15 protein-coding genes are annotated in these 17,757 nt (G+C 45.1%); 9 read left to right on the top strand and 6 right to left on the bottom strand.

The genetic code is table 11. From position 1 onward, the window contains the following. Positions 1–3: 3 nt before the first annotated feature. The 4 genes from H4I94_RS11800 to hemF form a co-directional block, all read right to left on the bottom strand. Positions 4–1,827: an acyl-CoA dehydrogenase C-terminal domain-containing protein gene (locus H4I94_RS11800; protein WP_261183208.1), complete on the bottom strand. Its 1,824-nt coding sequence runs from the start codon at positions 1,825–1,827 to the stop codon at positions 4–6. Between the two features lie 392 nt (positions 1,828–2,219). Beyond that, positions 2,220–3,008: a shikimate dehydrogenase gene (gene aroE, locus H4I94_RS11795; RefSeq protein ID WP_261183207.1), complete on the bottom strand. Its 789-nt coding sequence runs from the start codon at positions 3,006–3,008 to the stop codon at positions 2,220–2,222. Positions 3,009–3,170: 162 nt separating this feature from the next. After that, positions 3,171–3,377, bottom strand: coding sequence for a hypothetical protein (locus tag H4I94_RS11790; protein WP_092820250.1), 207 nt, complete (start codon positions 3,375–3,377; stop codon positions 3,171–3,173). Between the two features lie 282 nt (positions 3,378–3,659). Further along, positions 3,660–4,604, bottom strand: a complete 945-nt coding sequence (hemF, locus tag H4I94_RS11785) for an oxygen-dependent coproporphyrinogen oxidase (RefSeq protein WP_261183206.1) — start codon at positions 4,602–4,604, stop codon at positions 3,660–3,662. 273 nt (positions 4,605–4,877) lie between these two features. On the opposite strand from hemF, the gene hemN reads away from it, so the two are divergent. After that, positions 4,878–6,242, top strand: a complete 1,365-nt coding sequence (gene hemN, locus H4I94_RS11780; RefSeq protein WP_261183205.1) for an oxygen-independent coproporphyrinogen III oxidase — start codon at positions 4,878–4,880, stop codon at positions 6,240–6,242. Between the two features lie 421 nt (positions 6,243–6,663). Here the strand turns inward: hemN and ribA are convergent, their stop codons facing one another. Then, positions 6,664–7,266, bottom strand: a complete 603-nt coding sequence (gene ribA, locus H4I94_RS11775) for a GTP cyclohydrolase II (protein WP_092820724.1) — start codon at positions 7,264–7,266, stop codon at positions 6,664–6,666. A gap of 310 nt (positions 7,267–7,576) precedes the next feature. On the opposite strand from ribA, the gene dxs reads away from it, so the two are divergent. The 8 genes from dxs (at position 7,577) to H4I94_RS11735 (ending at position 16,397) form a co-directional block, all read left to right on the top strand. Further along, positions 7,577–9,484 carry a 1-deoxy-D-xylulose-5-phosphate synthase gene (gene dxs, locus H4I94_RS11770; protein ID WP_261183204.1) on the top strand — a complete coding sequence of 636 codons (1,908 nt, stop codon included), beginning with the start codon at positions 7,577–7,579 and terminating at the stop codon, positions 9,482–9,484. 114 nt (positions 9,485–9,598) lie between these two features. Then, complete coding sequence (locus H4I94_RS11765) at positions 9,599–10,429, top strand: inositol monophosphatase family protein (RefSeq protein WP_131273052.1); 831 nt, start codon at positions 9,599–9,601, stop codon at positions 10,427–10,429. Between the two features lie 541 nt (positions 10,430–10,970). Continuing rightward, complete coding sequence (locus tag H4I94_RS11760) at positions 10,971–12,791, top strand: DEAD/DEAH box helicase (RefSeq protein ID WP_092820730.1); 1,821 nt, start codon at positions 10,971–10,973, stop codon at positions 12,789–12,791. A 388-nt stretch (positions 12,792–13,179) separates the two neighbouring features. Then, positions 13,180–13,998, top strand: a complete 819-nt coding sequence (locus tag H4I94_RS11755) for an ABC transporter ATP-binding protein (RefSeq protein ID WP_261183203.1) — start codon at positions 13,180–13,182, stop codon at positions 13,996–13,998. Next, complete coding sequence (gene mlaE / locus H4I94_RS11750; RefSeq protein WP_092820732.1) at positions 13,995–14,774, top strand: lipid asymmetry maintenance ABC transporter permease subunit MlaE; 780 nt, start codon at positions 13,995–13,997, stop codon at positions 14,772–14,774. The genes H4I94_RS11755 and mlaE overlap by 4 nt, the downstream gene beginning before the upstream one ends. After that, entirely contained in the window at positions 14,774–15,445 is a 672-nt protein-coding gene (locus tag H4I94_RS11745; protein WP_131273050.1) for an outer membrane lipid asymmetry maintenance protein MlaD, read from the top strand. The genes mlaE and H4I94_RS11745 overlap by 1 nt, the downstream gene beginning before the upstream one ends. Positions 15,446–15,463: 18 nt before the next feature. Continuing rightward, positions 15,464–16,090, top strand: coding sequence for a phospholipid-binding protein MlaC (locus H4I94_RS11740; protein WP_092820736.1), 627 nt, complete (start codon positions 15,464–15,466; stop codon positions 16,088–16,090). Between the two features lie 16 nt (positions 16,091–16,106). After that, the gene (locus tag H4I94_RS11735; protein WP_092820738.1) at positions 16,107–16,397 is read left to right on the top strand and encodes a lipid asymmetry maintenance protein MlaB; all 291 of its coding nucleotides are present in this window, start codon (positions 16,107–16,109) and stop codon (positions 16,395–16,397) included. 238 nt (positions 16,398–16,635) lie between these two features. Here H4I94_RS11735 and H4I94_RS11730 read toward each other — a convergent pair whose 3' ends face one another. After that, complete coding sequence (locus H4I94_RS11730) at positions 16,636–17,649, bottom strand: CorA family divalent cation transporter (protein WP_092820740.1); 1,014 nt, start codon at positions 17,647–17,649, stop codon at positions 16,636–16,638. Positions 17,650–17,757: the final 108 nt, after the last annotated feature.

Genomic DNA, 17,757 nt, shown 5'->3' with positions numbered 1-17,757 from the left:
CGCTTAGTAGTCAAAGCTAAAGTGTTCAGGTGCAAGTGACGTCATGGTCTTGGATGGGTTGACCATTGCTTCGGCATGACCTTGACTGCGTGGAAGCAGGCGTTCGAAGTAGAAATCCGCCGTTTTGATTTTCGCTTTGTAGAACTCAGGTACTTCCTGACCTTCACCGGAAGCCAGTTTTGCCGAAGCTACAGCGGCTTGCTGCGCCCAGAAGTAAGCCATCATGACATAACCCGAGAACATCAGGAAATCGACGGAAGCAGATGACACGATGTCACGGTCTTTACGTGCCGCAAGCATGATACGAACCGTGAGTGCATTCCATTGCGCACATAGCTTGGTCAGGTCCCAGGCAAAACGGCGCATGTATTTGTTGCGTGCATGCTGACCGCAGAACTTCAGGATTTCAGCCGTGTAGTCACGAATCACTTTACCTCTAGAGGTTAACAGGACTTTACGGCCAATCAGGTCAAGTGCCTGTACACCGGTGGTGCCTTCGTAAAGGGTAGAGATACGCGAGTCACGAACAATCTGTTCCATGCCCCATTCTTTGATATAACCATGACCGCCATAGACTTGCATACCGTGGTTGGCAGCTTCAAAACCCAATTCAGTCAAGAAACCTTTCAGGATAGGCGTGTAGAAACCCAGATGGTCATCATGCGCTTCATAGGCTGCAGTATCCCCATGCATTAACGCATCCGCCATTTTGTCGGCAATTTGCGCGGCATAATAAATCATTGCACGACCGCCTTCAGCAATCGCTTTTTGAGTCAAGAGCATACGGCGTACGTCAGCATGATGAATGATCGCATCCGCCACTTTTTCTGGATCTTTTTTACCTGAAAGGGCACGCATGGACATACGTTCTTTGGCATAAGGAAGGGCGCCCTGGAATGACAGTTCAGCATGCGCAATACCTTGGATTGCAGTACCGATACGTGCCGTGTTCATGAAGGTGAACATGGCATGCAGGCCCTTGTGCGGCTCGCCAATCAGGTAACCCGTTGCATTGTCAAAGTTTAATACAGCAGTCGCTGAAGCGCGGATCCCCATTTTGTGTTCGATTGAACCACAAGTTACAGGGTTGCGCTCACCCACGCTACCGTCTGCATTGACCAAGAATTTTGGCACGATGAATAGCGAAATACCTTTGGTTCCCGCAGGTGCATCTGGAAGGCGTGCGAGAACGATGTGAATGATGTTTTCTGTTAAATCGTGTTCACCGGCAGAGATAAAGATTTTCGTACCCGAAATGGAATACGTGCCATCTGCATTTGGTTCCGCCTTGGTTTTCACCTGGCCCAAGTCTGTACCGCATTGTGGTTCGGTAAGACACATCGTGCCTGACCATTCACCGGTGACCAGGTTTGGCATATAGGTATTTTTCTGTTCTTCAGTACCAAACTGAAGAATCGTGTTCATACAGCCGATACTCAGACCTGGGTACATCTGGAATGACCAGTTCGCAGTACCCATCATTTCTGATTTGATCAGGTTTAAAGATTGCGGCAGGTTTTGACCGCCAAATTCTTCAGGGAAAGAAAGACCTTGCCAGCCGCCTTGCACAAATTGGTCATACGCTTCTTTAAAACCTTTTGGTGTTTTGACTTCACCATTTTCAAAGTGGCAGCCTTCTTCATCACCGGATTGGTTAAGTGGAGAAAGTACGTTTTCACAGAAATCTGCCGCACCTTCAAGAATCATGTCTACAGTGTCAGCATCTGCTGCTTCACCATTTGAGAGAGTTTTATAATGTGTTGGGTAATCAAGCACTTCGTTCATTAAGAAACGAATATCGTGCAAAGGGGCTTTATACGCTGGCATAGTGTTAATCCTAATTTAGAAATAGTATTGGATTATCCGAATCGATAATTTGATTATTCACATTGTTGATTAAAATACATTGATGATGCAGCCTGAGAAAAATGTCAGAAAGGCTAATTTAAAATATTATGATTCAGCTTCAAGTCTAAATAATTATATGCTTTTGTACATTTTTTGGGATATGCGACTTTCGATTATTTATGTAAAAATATAATTAAATAAACATGTTATTGTAATTTTTGACATAAAGGCAACGGATTTCCTCTTTTTCTTAGAAGGAAGATGGTTAAATCAGGACAGATGTCATAAAATCCAATGGTGAGCCATTTATACCGATAAAAACTGAAAAGAAGCAGTGATTTACTTCTTTTCAATTATTTGATTCCTACCATTTAAAGAAAATCTTTGAGTTCAGGCTTGACCCCGTTCCAGATCGAAAAAGATTCGATTGCCTGTCCCACCAGCATGCCATAACCTTCGGAAGTCGGAACACCGCGGGCTTTGGCCTGATCTAAAAAGCTGGACGGCTTGCCATAGGCCATTTCATAGGCATGCTTAAACTGTAAAGCTTCAGGTAAAACCAGGGCATCGCCGGTCAAGCTTGCCGAAGTTGCATTAATGACAATGTCGAAGTCGCCTGCCAGATCATTTAATGAAATGGCTTCAAGGGTGGCTTGGGGCACAGCGGGTTTCAAATCGGCCACCAGTTGTTCTGCACGGGCTAAAGTCCGGTTGGCGATGACGATCTTTTTCGCACCTGCCTGTACCAGGGGATAGACGACCCCACGGGTTGCACCGCCTGCACCAATAATCAACAGCTCAGTATCTTCCAGTTTCCAGTCTAGGGCCTTGATGGCATTGACCAGACCCTGGCCATCAGTATTGTCGCCATGCAGCTTGCCATCTTGCATCCAGAGGGTGTTGACTGCCTTGGCAATTTTGGCACGTTCGGTTAATACTGCACAGGCTGCGAAAGCCTGCTCTTTGAAAGGCACCGTCACGTTCAGGCCCATACCGTCCTGAGCAAAGAACGCCTGGATATTGGCTTCAAAACCATCCAGTGCAGCAAGGCGTTTGCTATAGACGAGATCAATACCGGTTTTTTCTGCAAAGGCATGATGCAGTTCTGGAGAGCGTGATTGTTCGATTGGATTGCCAACCACTGCGAATTGTTTGCTCATTTCACAAGGTCCGTGTGCGGAAATGGCATTCAATATACGTGATTTTGTGCCCTGGCTAAAGCCAGCACCACGGGGAAAGTTAAAAAAGAGCAGCAGAAGCTGAAATCGTTTGGCCCCGGCTTTTTCAAATCTAACTGGAAGACGAGAGCCGTTTATCTGGTATCAAGGATTGCAGATGTCGTGGACCTGGTCTTCAAGCCACATGGCTGCAGTAAAAAATAAAGCCAGACCTGCAAATACGGTAAAGCTGATTGACAGGCTGTCCGCAAGGGTATTGTGTGAAAGCAGGGTAATGGTGATTGAACAGATGATCATAGTTACAATCGACCAAAATAAAATCACCTTATGATTTAAGATTGTGTTGAGCATCATTTTCTCCCTCCAGCATACTTTTTTGTATTTATCCATGCTGATTAAATCTGTATAGGTCATGAATGTAGTCAATCAGTCTAAACGATTTTTGTGACACACTCGTGTCTAGTGCTGTAAGGAAATATGTCTGTTTTCTTGTATTAATGCACTGGTTAAATATTTTGATTATTTTAATGTATTGATTTTAATTATTTAAATATTAAAGTCGTGATGTGGTTTTAAAATGTATTTCAGTGGAAAAATCCCTTTTTCTGCGCGAAAAAAGGGATCAAAACTTTTTTATTTCTTAAGTTCAGTCAACCAGTCATGCGGTTTGAGATAATAGTCGGTCAGGCGTTTTTCAGGCGAATTTTCCTCCCACTCGGGACGATACGACCAGGCGGCCAATGGCGGCATACTGACTAGAATCGATTCAATCCGGCCGCCAGTTTGCAGACCGAATAAAGTGCCACGGTCATAGACCAGGTTATATTCTACATAGCGGCCACGACGGTAAAGCTGGAAGTCACGCTGGGCTTCGCTATACGGTTTATCCTGGTTGCGTTGAAAGACCGGAACAATCGCTTGCAGATAACCATTGCCGACCGCCTGCATATACTGAAAGCAGGTTTCAAAATCCCACTGGTTCAAATCATCAAAAAATAAGCCGCCAATCCCGCGCTGTTCATCACGATGCTTTAAATAGAAATAATCATCACACCATTTTTTATGTTCGGCATACACCATATTACCAAATGGTGCACATAGCTCATGGGCTTTTTGATGCCACGCCAAAACATCTTCATCATTGGGATAAAATGGCGTCAAGTCGAAACCGCCACCAAACCACCATACCGGATCCTGGCCTTCTTTTTCGGCCACGAACAGGCGTACGTTGGCATGTGAAGTCGGCACATTGGGATTTTTTGGATGAATCACTAAAGACACGCCCATGGCTTGGGCTTTGGCACCGGCAATTTGCGGATGACGCTCTGTGGCAGAAGCGGGAAGTCTGGAAATGTTGATGTGCGAGAACATGACCCCGCCTTTTTCAATCACGCTGCCGTTTTGCAACACACGTGAACGGCCGCCACCGCCTTCAGGACGCTGCCAGTCATCAATTTCAAATTGAGCTGTGCCGCCACCTTGTTGTTCTTGTTGTTCAAGTGCTGAGCAAATACGGCTTTGCAGGTCAAGCAGGAATTCGCGAACGCGTTGAATATCGGCAGATGTAGGATGCTGCATCAAAGCCCTCATAGCGGAAAAGAAAACTGAGATACATCAAAGCATAAATTGTATAAAAGAGTAAGGATTTTTATGCAGCACGCTTTTTATTGAAAACAGATACCATTCATTTTATGCAGACTTTGATGCAAAGTGGTCGCTGAAAAATATTCCGACTAGATCGCTAGGTTGAATTCTATGACCAAGCCCAGCAAAATGAGTTGAATATGTATGCAAAATATAGGTTCGGTTATAGGTATAACCGGCTGTTGCAGTAGAGAGTGGATAGCAGCGATGACGCGTTCTTTAATTCAAAAATATAATGTGCCGGGACCCCGTTATACCAGTTATCCAACGGTGCCGTACTGGGAAACCGAGCCATTTTCACTTGAGCTGTGGAAACAGAGCTTAAAGCGTTCTTTTGATGAATCTAACTCAAGTGAAGGTATCAGTCTGTATATCCATCTGCCTTTCTGTGAAAGCCTGTGTACCTTCTGTGGCTGCCATAAACGGGTCACGAAAAAGCATGAGATGGAACAGCCTTATATTCAGGCCGTGCTCAAGGAGTGGGACTTGTATTGCCAGTTGCTGGCAACAACGCCGAAAATTAAAGAAATTCATTTGGGTGGCGGCACACCGACCTTCTTTTCGGTTGAGCATTTACAACAGTTAATACAGGGCATTCTGGCAAAGGCAGAGGTGGCTGCCGAGCATGAATTCAGCTTTGAAGGGCATCCCAATAATACCACCCGTGAACATCTGCAAGCCTTGTATGATCTGGGTTTTCGTCGGGTTAGCTATGGTGTGCAGGACTACAATGAAACGGTGCAAAAAGCCATTCACCGGATTCAGCCTTTTGAACATGTACAGCGTGTCACGGAGTGGGCACGTGAAATCGGTTATACCTCCATTTCCCATGATCTGGTTTTTGGCTTGCCTTTTCAAAACCTGGAAGATGTGCTGAATACCATTGATCAAACCAAGAGTTTAATGCCAGACCGTTTGGCATTTTATAGCTACGCTCATGTGCCGTGGATTAAGGGCAATGGCCAGCGTGGTTTTAAAGATGCCGATGTACCGAAAGATGAATTGAAACGCCAGTGCTATGAAGAAGGCAAAAAACAACTGCTGGCGCATGGTTATCATGAAATTGGTATGGATCATTTTGCCCTAGAAAAAGACGGCATGTACCAGTCCTTTAAACAGGGGACTTTACATCGCAACTTTATGGGCTATACCGCATCCAAAACCCAAGTGATGATTGGCCTGGGAATTTCTTCCATTAGCGACAGCTGGTACAGCTTTGCGCAAAATGAAAAGAAACTGGAAGATTATTATGCACGTCTGGAGCAAGATGAAATTCCGGTGGTCAAAGGCCATGTGCTGAGTGCCGAAGATTTGATGATTCGCAAACATATCTTGAACTTGATGTGTACTTTTACCACATCCTGGGCATCGAAAGAGATGCAATTTCCTGAACTGCCCGAGGTTTTGCTGCAACTTGCAGAAATGCAGCAGGATCAGCTATTACAGATTGATGAGCAGGGCATTACCGTGACTGAACAGGGCAAGCCTTTTGTACGTAATATTTGTATGGCTTTTGATTTGCGTTTAAAACGCCGTGTTCCGGAGAACCGGATTTTTTCGATGACGATTTAATCTTATTTAATCCCTCCAACCTCTCTTTCTTGCGCTTTGACTTAAAGCAATGCTTAAGTCTCGCTCAGAGAGGTTTTTCCTCACTGCTGTCCCATAGTTAAATACTCGGTGTTAGATTTGTGAGTGTGGCAAGCATGCCATACATTCCCCATCACGACAGGACGTCGTGTATGGGGAATAAAGACTTTTGCCTACTTTTGGTCTGTCAAAAGGAGGGTTAAGCCTACACAAAGTCACTACAACTTTTAAAGAAAAGACAAGGCTGTGAAAAATTAAATATCAAAAGCTTAAATTTAAAATATCATCATATTGATTCGATACTGAAATAAAATTCAAATTATGCGACAGCAGTGGCTTTTTCCCCTCTTTCTTAAAGATGAGTAACACAGTTACGCAAGAGGGGAAATTTATAAAAAAGAGATTAAAAATCACCTTTCTTATACATATGCGCCATGCGTTCATGTTTGGTTTTTAAATACTGGGCATTAAAAGGATTCAAACCGACAGTGAGCGGCACACGGTCAACCACATCAATGCCCAGTTCTTGTAGTGCCTGAATCTTGGAAGGGTTATTGGTAATCAGTTTAACCTGCTTGACCTGCAAATGGTCGAGCATGATGGTACACATGTCATAGCGTCGTGCATCCGCCGGCAAGTTCAGCATCAAGTTGGCATCCACCGTATCGTGTCCCTGGTCTTGCAGGGCATAGGCACGAATCTTGTTGGTCAGTCCAATACCGCGACCTTCCTGACGTAAATACAGAATCACGCCTTGACCGACTTCATTGATCAATTTCTGGGTGGCTTGCAGTTGCGGGCCGCAATCGCATTTCAGTGAAGCAAAGGCATCACCGGTTAAACACTCAGAATGAATCCTCACCAATACCGGTTCAGTGGGCGGCGTATCCAGACCTTTAGAAAGTGCTACATGTTCTTCGCCCGTTTTAGGGTCTTGAAATACCGTGATTTTAAATTCACCAAAAGCGGTTGGTAATCTTGAAGTCGCGACAAATTCTATGGGCACTGCTTAACTCGTTAAATAGTTCATTAATTGGCTAAAGTATAGCGGAATGATTGGACATTAGTTGAATTGTAAAGATGAATTTATGCAGAAGATTTTCTTTTTTGTATAAAGCGAACGATAATGGTTGATAAATAGTAAGATTATTCAGGATAATCTCGCTCATGAACAAACACCCAGTGTAGAGATTTGCCTCTAAACTGCATCGCTAGAAATGTGGCTGATTTAAAGGTGATACAATTCGATCATTATGCTCGAATAAACCCATTGACCTAGCTTAGGATTTGCCAGGCTTTAGAAGGCTTCGCCATTTATGTTGTATACAGAAATACCGACTCACCGCCCTGTAACTCCGTTGCTGGATGCGATTGATCATCCTCAACAATTACGATTGCTCGAGCGTAGCCAACTAGAACAAGTGGCGGATGAGTTACGTCAGTACATTTTGTATGCAGCAGGACAAAGCGGTGGGCATTTTGGTGCCAATCTGGGGGTGATCGAACTCACGGTGGCTTTGCACTATTGTTTTAATACTCCGCATGATCGCCTGATCTGGGATGTGGGTCATCAGGCCTATCCGCATAAAGCCTTGACCGGTCGCCGTGAACAGTTGACCACCATTCGTGCCAAAGACGGTTTGGCTGCCTTTCCTGCACGTGAAGAATCGATATTCGATACCTTTGGGGTGGGGCACTCTTCAACAGCCATTTCTGCGGGACTGGGCATGGCACTGGCGCGCCGTTACCAGAAAGACCCATGTGAAGTGGTATCCATTATTGGTGATGGTGCCATGACCGCCGGTATGGCCTTTGAAGCCATGAATGATGCCGTTGCACATGATGCTGATTTGATTGTGGTACTGAATGACAACGACATGTCCATTTCATGCAGTACCGGTGGTTTTGCCAAACATCTGGCTGCCATATGGGAACGGGGCCAGTCGGTCAATGTTTCGGATGAAGGTGAAGCCTATGTGCAGCCTCATCCAGCATGGACCTATAACTCACGTTTGCACAGTGCTGCAACAGATGCTGCAGACAACCTGTTTAAAGCTATCGGTTTTGACTATTTTGGCCCATTTGACGGTCATGATGTCAATCAGCTGGTGCAAGTGTTTAATGCCCTGAAAAAACGTAAAGGTCCGCGTTTAATTCATGTCTATACCACAAAAGGTAAAGGCTTTGCGCCTGCGGAAGCCGATCAGATTAAATACCATGCCATCAGCAAATTAAATGCTGCATCTTCAAGCAATCCAGCACCGAAATATTCCGATGTGTTTGGACAATGGCTCTGTGATGAAGCCGCTCAAGATCAGCGTTTGCTGGCCATTACGCCGGCTATGTGTGAAGGTTCAGGCATGGTGCAGTTTGCCAAACAGTTCCCGGAACGCTTTTTTGATGTGGCGATTGCTGAACAGCATGCCGTAACATTGGCAGCAGGGATGGCCTGCGAAGGTTTAAAACCGGTCGTGGCGATTTATTCGACTTTCCTGCAACGTGGTTATGACCAGTTGATTCATGACGTAGCCTTGCAAAATCTGGATGTTACTTTCGGCATCGACCGTGCCGGGCTGGTGGGTGAAGATGGCCCGACCCATGCCGGGGCTTATGACTATGCCTTTATGCGTACTGTCCCGAATATGGTGATCATGGCGCCTAAAGACGAAAATGAATGTCGTCAGATGCTGCATACTGCTTATTTATACAATGGTCCCGCAGCGGTGCGTTACCCGCGTGGCAATGGGGTAGGGGTGGAAATTCAGCAACAGATGACGGCTTTGGAGATTGGCAAAGCAGAAATTGTGGCCAGTTTTAATGAATCTCAAGAAGACCAGATCAGCATTCTGGCATTCGGTAGCCGTGTCAGTGTGGCGGTAGAAGCAGCACAAACTCTCGCCGCTAGCCATGAGGTGGGGGTGCGTGTGGTAAATATGCGCTTCGTTAAACCCTTGGACGAGCAGATCATTGAACAGCTGGCTGCGACAACCAGTTTATTTGTAACGGTTGAGGAACATGCCGTGATGGCTGGTGCAGGCAGTGCGGTAAACGAATACCTTGCTCAGGCACAAATTGTTAAGCCAATCTTGAATTTAGGGCTGGCAGACATCTTCATGCACCAGGCTTCGCATGCACAGATGCTGCAACAGGCCGGACTGGATGCCAAAGGCATTGAAAAATCAATTGAATTGGCCTGGTCAAAACTTGTGCAGTCGGTGTCCTGATCGGCTTAAAAATTTTAGAAACATTTTTTCCCTAAAAGCCCTCGTATTTGCTAAAATGCGAGGGCTTTTATGCATTATTCTTTATCAATATCTTCAAATTGTAGTGGGTGTTCAATGGAACCTATGGTGGTGATGGCTGCGCGTGCGGCTCAATTAGTTGGTCAAGAGCTTTTAAAAGCGCATCAAAATCGTCATAAACTCGATCTACAAGTCGAAGAAAAAGGGATTGATGGTCCGGTAACGCGTGTAGACCGTTATTTGGAACAGTTGACTATCGATACGCTACGTAAAAGCTATAAAAACCACAGCTTCCTTGGTGAAGAGTTTGGTCTGCAAGAAGGTAAAGGTCACGACGCCGACTGGTGTTGGGTGATCGATCCGCTGGATGGGACTTTAAACTTCATTAACGGTTTCCCGCATTTCTGTATTTCTATTGCTGTTCAGCACAAAGGTGTGACTCAACACGGTGTCATTTATGATCCTGTGAAAGACGAGTTATTCTCTGCCAGTCGTGGTCGCGGTGCAATGTTGAATCAACGCCGTATTCGCGTAAATGTCAAAGACAGCCTGCAAAATACTTTCCTTGCCGTAGGTCATGCTTACCGTGCTAAACGTAACGGTGAAGTGATTTCTTATGCAAAAAACCATTTCGATTCATTATTAAACGTAACTGAAGCGGGTGCACAATACCGTCGTGCAGGTTCTGCTGCATTAGACTTGGCGTATGTGGCTGCAGGCCGTTTGGATGGTTATTTTGAACTTGGCTTGAAACCTTGGGATATCGCTGCAGGCGAGTTAATCGTGAAAGAAGCGGGTGGTACTGTAGTGGATGCACGTGGTGGTGCCGATTCTATGGAAAATGGTCAAGTGCTTGCTTGCTCTATGAAAATGCTGAAACCTTTAATGCAGGCTGTTGTTCCAGCTTGGGGTGACGCAGCCAAGTAAGATCGATTGAATCGAGTGACATGACAAAAGAGCTCTCCTTGTGAGGGCTTTTTTTATTTTTGAATTAAATTCCTGATGGCATGAAAATGCCGGATAGCATCCATTTGCCCGTATGTTTACCCATATAAAGGGTTACAATATTGGTTGTTTAAAAATTAAACAAAATTGAGTTGTAAAATAGACTGTTACTGAAAAAAACAGTATGTATGCATAATTTGATCGAAAAAAATGATTACTTTTTTAAATGGTTCTGTTATTATGCCGCCACGCACTTAAATTTCCGTTCTTTACCTGAACATTATCTTCTAATCATTGTATGCGCGTCCTGTCCATAGAGAGGACATATCCTTCGCGCCCCAATCGCTTAAGCGATTCCTTCAGGTTTGCGGCCGTAATCATGCGTGCGTTATATCCACATCGTCGTTATTCGGATCGCTGCTGAATTCTTATATTTTTCAGCTCTAATTGCTGTGCCGCTTTTTGCCGATGTCCATATTGTAATTTATTAAATGGAGCACCCATTTTCGGGTGAATACTCTCTATGAGCAAAACTTTTGCTGATTTTTCCCTTGATGAGTCGTTAACACAGGCTCTAGAAGGCTTAGGCTTCACTACGCCAACTCCTGTACAAGAACAAGCGATTCCTGCTGCACTTGAAGGTAAAGATCTTTTAGTATCAAGCCAAACCGGTTCTGGTAAAACAGCTGCATTCCTGCTTCCGACTTTGAACGCGCTTGCAAATCAAGACACTTTCGTACCGTTTAAAGAACGTATGAAAGCAATTACTCAACCGTCAATTTTGGTGATTTCACCGACGCGTGAGCTTGCACAACAAGTATGTCAGGATGCGATTGCATTCGTTCGTCATATGAAAGGCGTTCGTGTGGCTGCGATCATGGGTGGTATGCCTTTTGGTAAACAGATCCAGCAGTTAAAAGGCGCGCAGGTTGTGGTAGCAACTCCAGGTCGTTTGCTTGACCTGGTTAACCGTCGTCAAATTAAACTGGATAAAGTGGATTCATTAATTGTCGATGAAGCTGACCGTATGCTTGACCTCGGTTTCTCTGAAGACCTGGAAGCCATCAGTGATTTAGCGGTTAACCGTACACAAACCTTAATGTTCTCTGCAACATTTGCACCACGTATCATTAATCTTGCTGAACGCATGATGAATGATCCTGAACGTATTGCAATTGAAACAGGTCATTCAACCAATACTGACATCACTCAGACTTTACATTGGACTGATGGTTTCGAGCACAAGAAAAAATTGCTTACCCACTGGTTAAATGAAGAAGATCTGGATCAGGCAGTAGTATTTGCTTCTACTCAAGAAGATACCGACATGCTGGCTGAAGAACTTTCAGAAGCGGGTCTATCTGTTGTAGCACTTCACGGTGCGATGCCACAAACCGTACGTAACCGTCGTTTACGCAGTATTCGTGAAGGCCGTGCAAAAATCCTGGTTGCGACTGACGTTGCAGCACGTGGTCTGGATGTACCAACCATTTCGCACGTAATTAACTTCGGTCTTCCAATGAAGAATGAAGATTATGTACACCGTATTGGTCGTACCGGCCGTGCGGGTCGTACTGGTAAAGCCATTACTTTGGCAACTTACCGTGAACGCGGCAAAATCCGTGCTTTGGAAGATTATTTGGAAACGCGTTTAAACGTTTCTGAAATTGAAGGTCTTGAGCCATCTCCACCTCCTGCACGTGGTAGCCGTGATGGCGGTCGTGGTCGTCGTGACGGCGGTCGTGGTGGCCGTGGCGGTTTCGGTGGCGGTCGTCGTTTTGAAGGTGAAAGCAACTTCAAACGTCGTGAAGGCGGTGAAGATCGTCCACGTCGCAGCTATGATGACAAACCACGCAGCGAACGTCCTTCATTTGGTGAAGACCGTCCACGTCGCGAATTTAACAGCGACCGTCCGCGTCGTGAATTTAATGGCGACCGTCCGCAACGTTCTTTCGAAGATCGTCCACGTCGTGAATTCAACAGCGATCGTCCACGTCGCGAAGGTGGTTTTGAAGATCGTCCACGTCGTGACTTCGGTGATCGTCCACAACGTAGCTTTGGCGGTGAAGATCGTCCACGTCGTGACTTCGGTGATCGTCCGCAACGCAGTTTTGGTGACAAACCGCGTTCTAACGATGACAACCGTGGCAACCGCGTAGACTATAAACCAGCGCGTGAAGGTGGTGACCGTCCACGTCGCGAATTCAATGGCGACCGTCCGCAACGCAGCTTCGGCGACCGTCCTAAGCGTGATTTTGGTGACCGTCCACAACGCAACTTTGGTGAAGATCGTCCTAAGCGCAGTTTTGGTGAAGATCGCCCACGTCGCAAATTTAACGACTAATAACGTTAGATTTGGGTAGTAAAAAACCGGTGGAAACACCGGTTTTTTTATGGGATTAATCTTTGACCTTGTCGAATAAAAATGTATACTGGATCATAGTTTGTTTTAATTCTGTTAAATATGAATAATGAGTCTAATGACTATGTTGGGAATTTTAATCAAGAGGTGATTATGCCTTATATTGGTTTAATTTTATTACTCACTAACATCGCATACTATATCTATAATTCTTTTCTGTAACCCGGTCTCTTGCTGGTTCAAATAACTGACGACAATTAAAAAAATTAAAAATTATGGTAAATTGGTTGCTTTTTATCTAAAGGTAACATTTTAAACCCGAATCCTTTATAGTATGCATGCTGAAAAAAATGCAGGAAAACCCTCAGCTATGAATAATCAAATGCCTCAACAAGCTCAATCTTGGATTGAAGTCCATGATTTGAGCTTTAAACGAGGGAAACGTGTCATTTTCGATAATGTCAGTTTAAAGATTCGGCGTGGTCAGATTACCGCCATTATGGGACCTTCAGGTACAGGGAAAACGACTCTGCTCCGTTTGATTGGTGGTCAATTGGCACCAGAGCACGGTGAAATTCTATTGGACGGCAAAAGTATTGCACATATGTCGCGTCAGGAATTATTTACTGCGCGTGCACGTATGGGCATGCTTTTTCAAAGTGGTGCCTTGTTTACCGATATGAGCGTCTATGAAAATGTGGCTTTTCCGTTACGTGCGCATACCCAGCTTCCTGAACATCTTATTGCCGAGCTGGTGGCACTCAAACTGGAATCGGTAGGCTTACGCGGTACCGAAAAGCTCATGCCTGCAGAACTCTCAGGCGGGATGAACCGTCGTGTGGCCCTGGCACGTGCAATTGCGCTCGATCCGGAACTGATCATGTATGATGAGCCTTTTGCCGGCCAAGACCCGATTGTAAAAGGCGTACTTACGCGTTTAATTCGTACCTTGCGTGAAGCTCTGGATTTAACCACGATTATTGTGTCGCATGATGTGGGGGAAACCTTATCAATTGCCGACTACATCTATATTATTGCTGAGGGCGTAATTCAGGGTGAGGGGACGCCTGCTGAATTAAAGCAGCATGAATCGGCATTTGTGCGTCAGTTCTTAACTGGTGCTGCTGAAGGTCCTGTCGATTATCAATTTAGCCATAAGGCTTATTTAAGTGATGAGGTGCATTCATGAATGCTATTGCCTCATTAGGTAAACGCGTCATTGAACGCGTTCAGGGGATTGGCGTGGCAACCCAGATGTTGCTGCAAATCCTGTTTTCCATGCCGACCTGGCTTGGGGTCAAACTGTTTATTTACCAAATGTACCGGGTAGGCGTGATGTCTTTACTGATTATTGCCGTATCGGGTTTATTTATTGGTTTGGTGCTGGGCTTACAGGGTTATTCCATTTTGGTCAATATTGGCTCGGAAGCCATGCTGGGCACCATGGTATCTCTAACATTATTAAGAGAGCTGGCTCCTGTAGTGGCGGCATTGCTGTTTGCAGGACGTGCCGGTTCGGCTTTAACGGCTGAAATTGGCCTGATGAAAGCCACAGAACAGCTGGCCAGTATGGAAATGATTGGGGTCGATCCACTCAAACGGATTGTTTCACCGCGTTTATGGGCCGGAATTGTCAGCCTGCCGATGTTATCGATTATTTTTGGTGCGATTGGCATCATGGGCGGTAAAATGGTCGGCGTCGATTTTTTAGGGGTAGATGAGGGTTCTTTCTGGAGCGGCATGCAAAATAGCGTGCAGTTCTATAAAGATATTTTCAACGGGACCATTATTAAAAGCCTGGTTTTTGCATTGCTTTGTACCTGGATTGCGGTCTATCAGGGCTATGCCTGTGTACCAACGTCAGAAGGAATTGCAACATCGACTACCCGAACAGTGGTGTATTCCTCATTGTGTGTTTTAGGTTCTGATTTTGTGTTGACTGCGGTCATGTTTGGAGGTGTTTAATGAAATCACGTGCAAGTGAGCTGGCCGTAGGTATTTTTGTCATTCTGACCGGTATTGCGTTATTTTTCCTGGCTATGAAAGTCAGTGGCCTGATGGGAACCAACCTGCGTGACAGCTATAGCATGACGGCAAGTTTTGACAACGTCAACGGCCTGAAACCGCGTGCCAAAGTGACCATGAGTGGCGTCACGATTGGCCGTGTTACCGATATTACCCTTGATCCGGTGTCGCGTTTGGCAACGGTACATTTTGACCTGGACGGCAAGTTAACTTCTTTTAACAAAGAACAGCTGAAAAAGGTTCAAGCCAATGCTTTGGAAGAATTGCGCTATAGCACAGAATACAGCGAAGCGGCTCCTTCGAAACAAAAAGAAATGGAAAAGCAACTTGTTGCTAACATGAACTCCATCACCAGTATTGATGAAGATGCTTACATTATGGTTGCCACCAATGGTTTATTGGGCGAAAAATATTTGAAAGTGGTACCAGGTGGTGGCCTGAACTATATCAAACGTGGTGAAAGCATTGCCAATACCCAAGGCACCATGGATCTTGAGGATTTGATCAGCAAGTTCATTACTGGCGGTGCGGGCAAGTCATCAGCGAAGGCGGCGGAAGAAAATACATCAACTGAATCAACAGAAGATGCGCAAACTTCATTTGTTGAGTAATTTTGAGAGGAGAATTTAATGAATACTTTACTTAAACATACACTTGGTATAAGTGTTTTATCAACAATGATGGCGAGTACTGCTTTTGCACAACCGGCTGAAACGCCACCGGCGTTTGTTAAAAAAGTGGCGGATGGCCTGATTAGCCGTTTAAAAGCGGATCAGGGAAAATTGCAAAACAATCCTGCTGCAGTGAAAGCGATTGTGCGTCAAAACCTTGACCCTTATATTGATTCACAAGCCTTTACCCGTCTGGTGATGGGAACTTATGCCACCAATCAGTACAGTACGGCTGCTCAGCGTGCCAAGTTTGAACACAATTTCCGTGAAACTTTAATCGAAAATTACGGTACAGCTTTTGCTAAATATACCAACCAGACGTATAGCCTGCGTCCATATAAAGAAACCAATAGTAAAAATCCTGTAGTCACAATTGATTTCAACAACAAAGGCGAAAAAACACCAGTATCTTTCCAGTTGGTGGATAAAGGCAATCAATGGAAGGTACGTAATATCAATGTGGCTGGTATTGATTTAGGTTTGCAGTTCCGCAACCAGTTTGCTGCAACGGTAAAACGTAATGGTGGCAATATCGATAAAGCCATTGCGAACTTCGAACCAGATGCATCTGTAGATAAAAAATAACTAAGAAGGGTGTTCAGTGATTCAATTCATTCATCAGGAATTGCAGGTTTCCGGCAAAATAGATTATGCCAATGCAGAGGACTATTACCAGCAAGGTTTGAAACTGATTCAATCGCAGAATCAGTTTCCTGTGGTGGTCAATCTGGCACAGCTGGAACAGGGCGGTACGCTGGCTTTGGCCGTATTGGTGCGCTGGTTGCGTCAGACCCCGAAAGCCCAAGGCTTACAGTTTAAAGCAGTCCCTGAGAAGATGCTGAAAATCATTCAGGCCTGTCATTTGCACGATGATCTGCAGCTGATTGCCTAATTCAATAAAAAAGCACCGGAAGGTGCTTTTTTATTGAGCTGAGCTTGTAAGAGATGAATATTGAGCAGTCCTCTCTCCCTCAGGGAGAGAGTTAGAGAGAGGGGATAAAATTAGAATTCTAGATTTCTTCCTGTAGCTAGATTGGCGAGTAAAGCAGCTTAGATAAGTAATGAAATTGATGGGATTTAAAATACCTCCCTCTAACTCCCTCCTGGAAGGAGGGAGGATAAATGATGCCTCAAATCCATTTCTTCCAGCGGAAATAGGCCAGTGGTCCGATAAAGAAAGCCGCTAAAATAATACTGACCATAATGAAGCTGGTGGTGCCTCGTGCAAAAGGTAGCACATCGGTATTCATGCCATAAACACTGGCAACCAGCATGGGTGGCGCGAGCATGCTTGGCAAGATCGAGAATCGACGAATCGTATCGTTCTGTTCGGTATTAATGAATCCGGAGGTGGTATCTAGCAAGAATCGAACCTTCTGGAACAGGAAGGCATCATGTTCGACCAGAGACCGAACGTCTTCGCTGAGTTCCCGAATATCGGCATCGTAAATATGACTGCCCAAAGCACGTGGACGGGACAGGAAAGTCAGGACACGACGCAAATCGATTAAACACAATTGCGCTTTTCCGAGCATGTCCTCGAGTTGTGCCAGACGGGTAATCATGTCATCCAGATCGAGAATCTGTTCGCGATGGCGGTTGTTCAGCACTTCTGTGGAATACTTTTCCAGGTCTTTGTGGATATCTTCCAGGATATCCGCAAGCTCGTCCAGTTTGGCTTCCAGTAGACCCAGCAGCACCCAGGTCGGGTCTTTGTAGTCAATCTCATAGTCATTGCGGCGGGCACGGGCACGGAAAGCACGAAAGGCCACCAGTTTTTCACCGCGCAGGGTAAACAGGCGTTCTTTATGCAGAATAAAAGCCACCGTTTGCACGGTTGCTAAAATACTCGAATTGTCATCGGTTTCGCCATCGACCTGAAAATTTTTATTTTTCGTCAAAAAGTAGGTGCTGATATGTAAAATACCGTCATCATCACGGTAAAATCGTGCCGATGAAGAAATATCCTCTAAAGATTTTAGGGTGGGTAAATTTTGCTCATAAGCATCTAAGACCCATTGTTGTTCTTCTTGTGATGGGGCAATGAGATCGATCCACACTAAATCCGGGTGGAGATCAAAACCACCATTGATGGTGGCATCTTCCAAACTACCGCGCTCTGTGGCGTAAAAGGCTTCAAGCATGCTGTCTTTTCCCTGCGCAGTATAGGTTAATTGATGGGTGTATTTTAGACAAGGAATTGAATAAAAACACTGATTCAATCGCTTTTTTATTAAAAAATCTCCTGAAAA

The organism is Acinetobacter sp. T_3_1, from assembly GCF_025377055.1.
Classification (GTDB): Bacteria; Pseudomonadota; Gammaproteobacteria; order Pseudomonadales; family Moraxellaceae; genus Acinetobacter; species Acinetobacter kookii.
The sequence above is the reverse complement of the archived record's forward strand: the minus strand, read 5'-3'. Positions and strand labels throughout refer to the sequence as shown.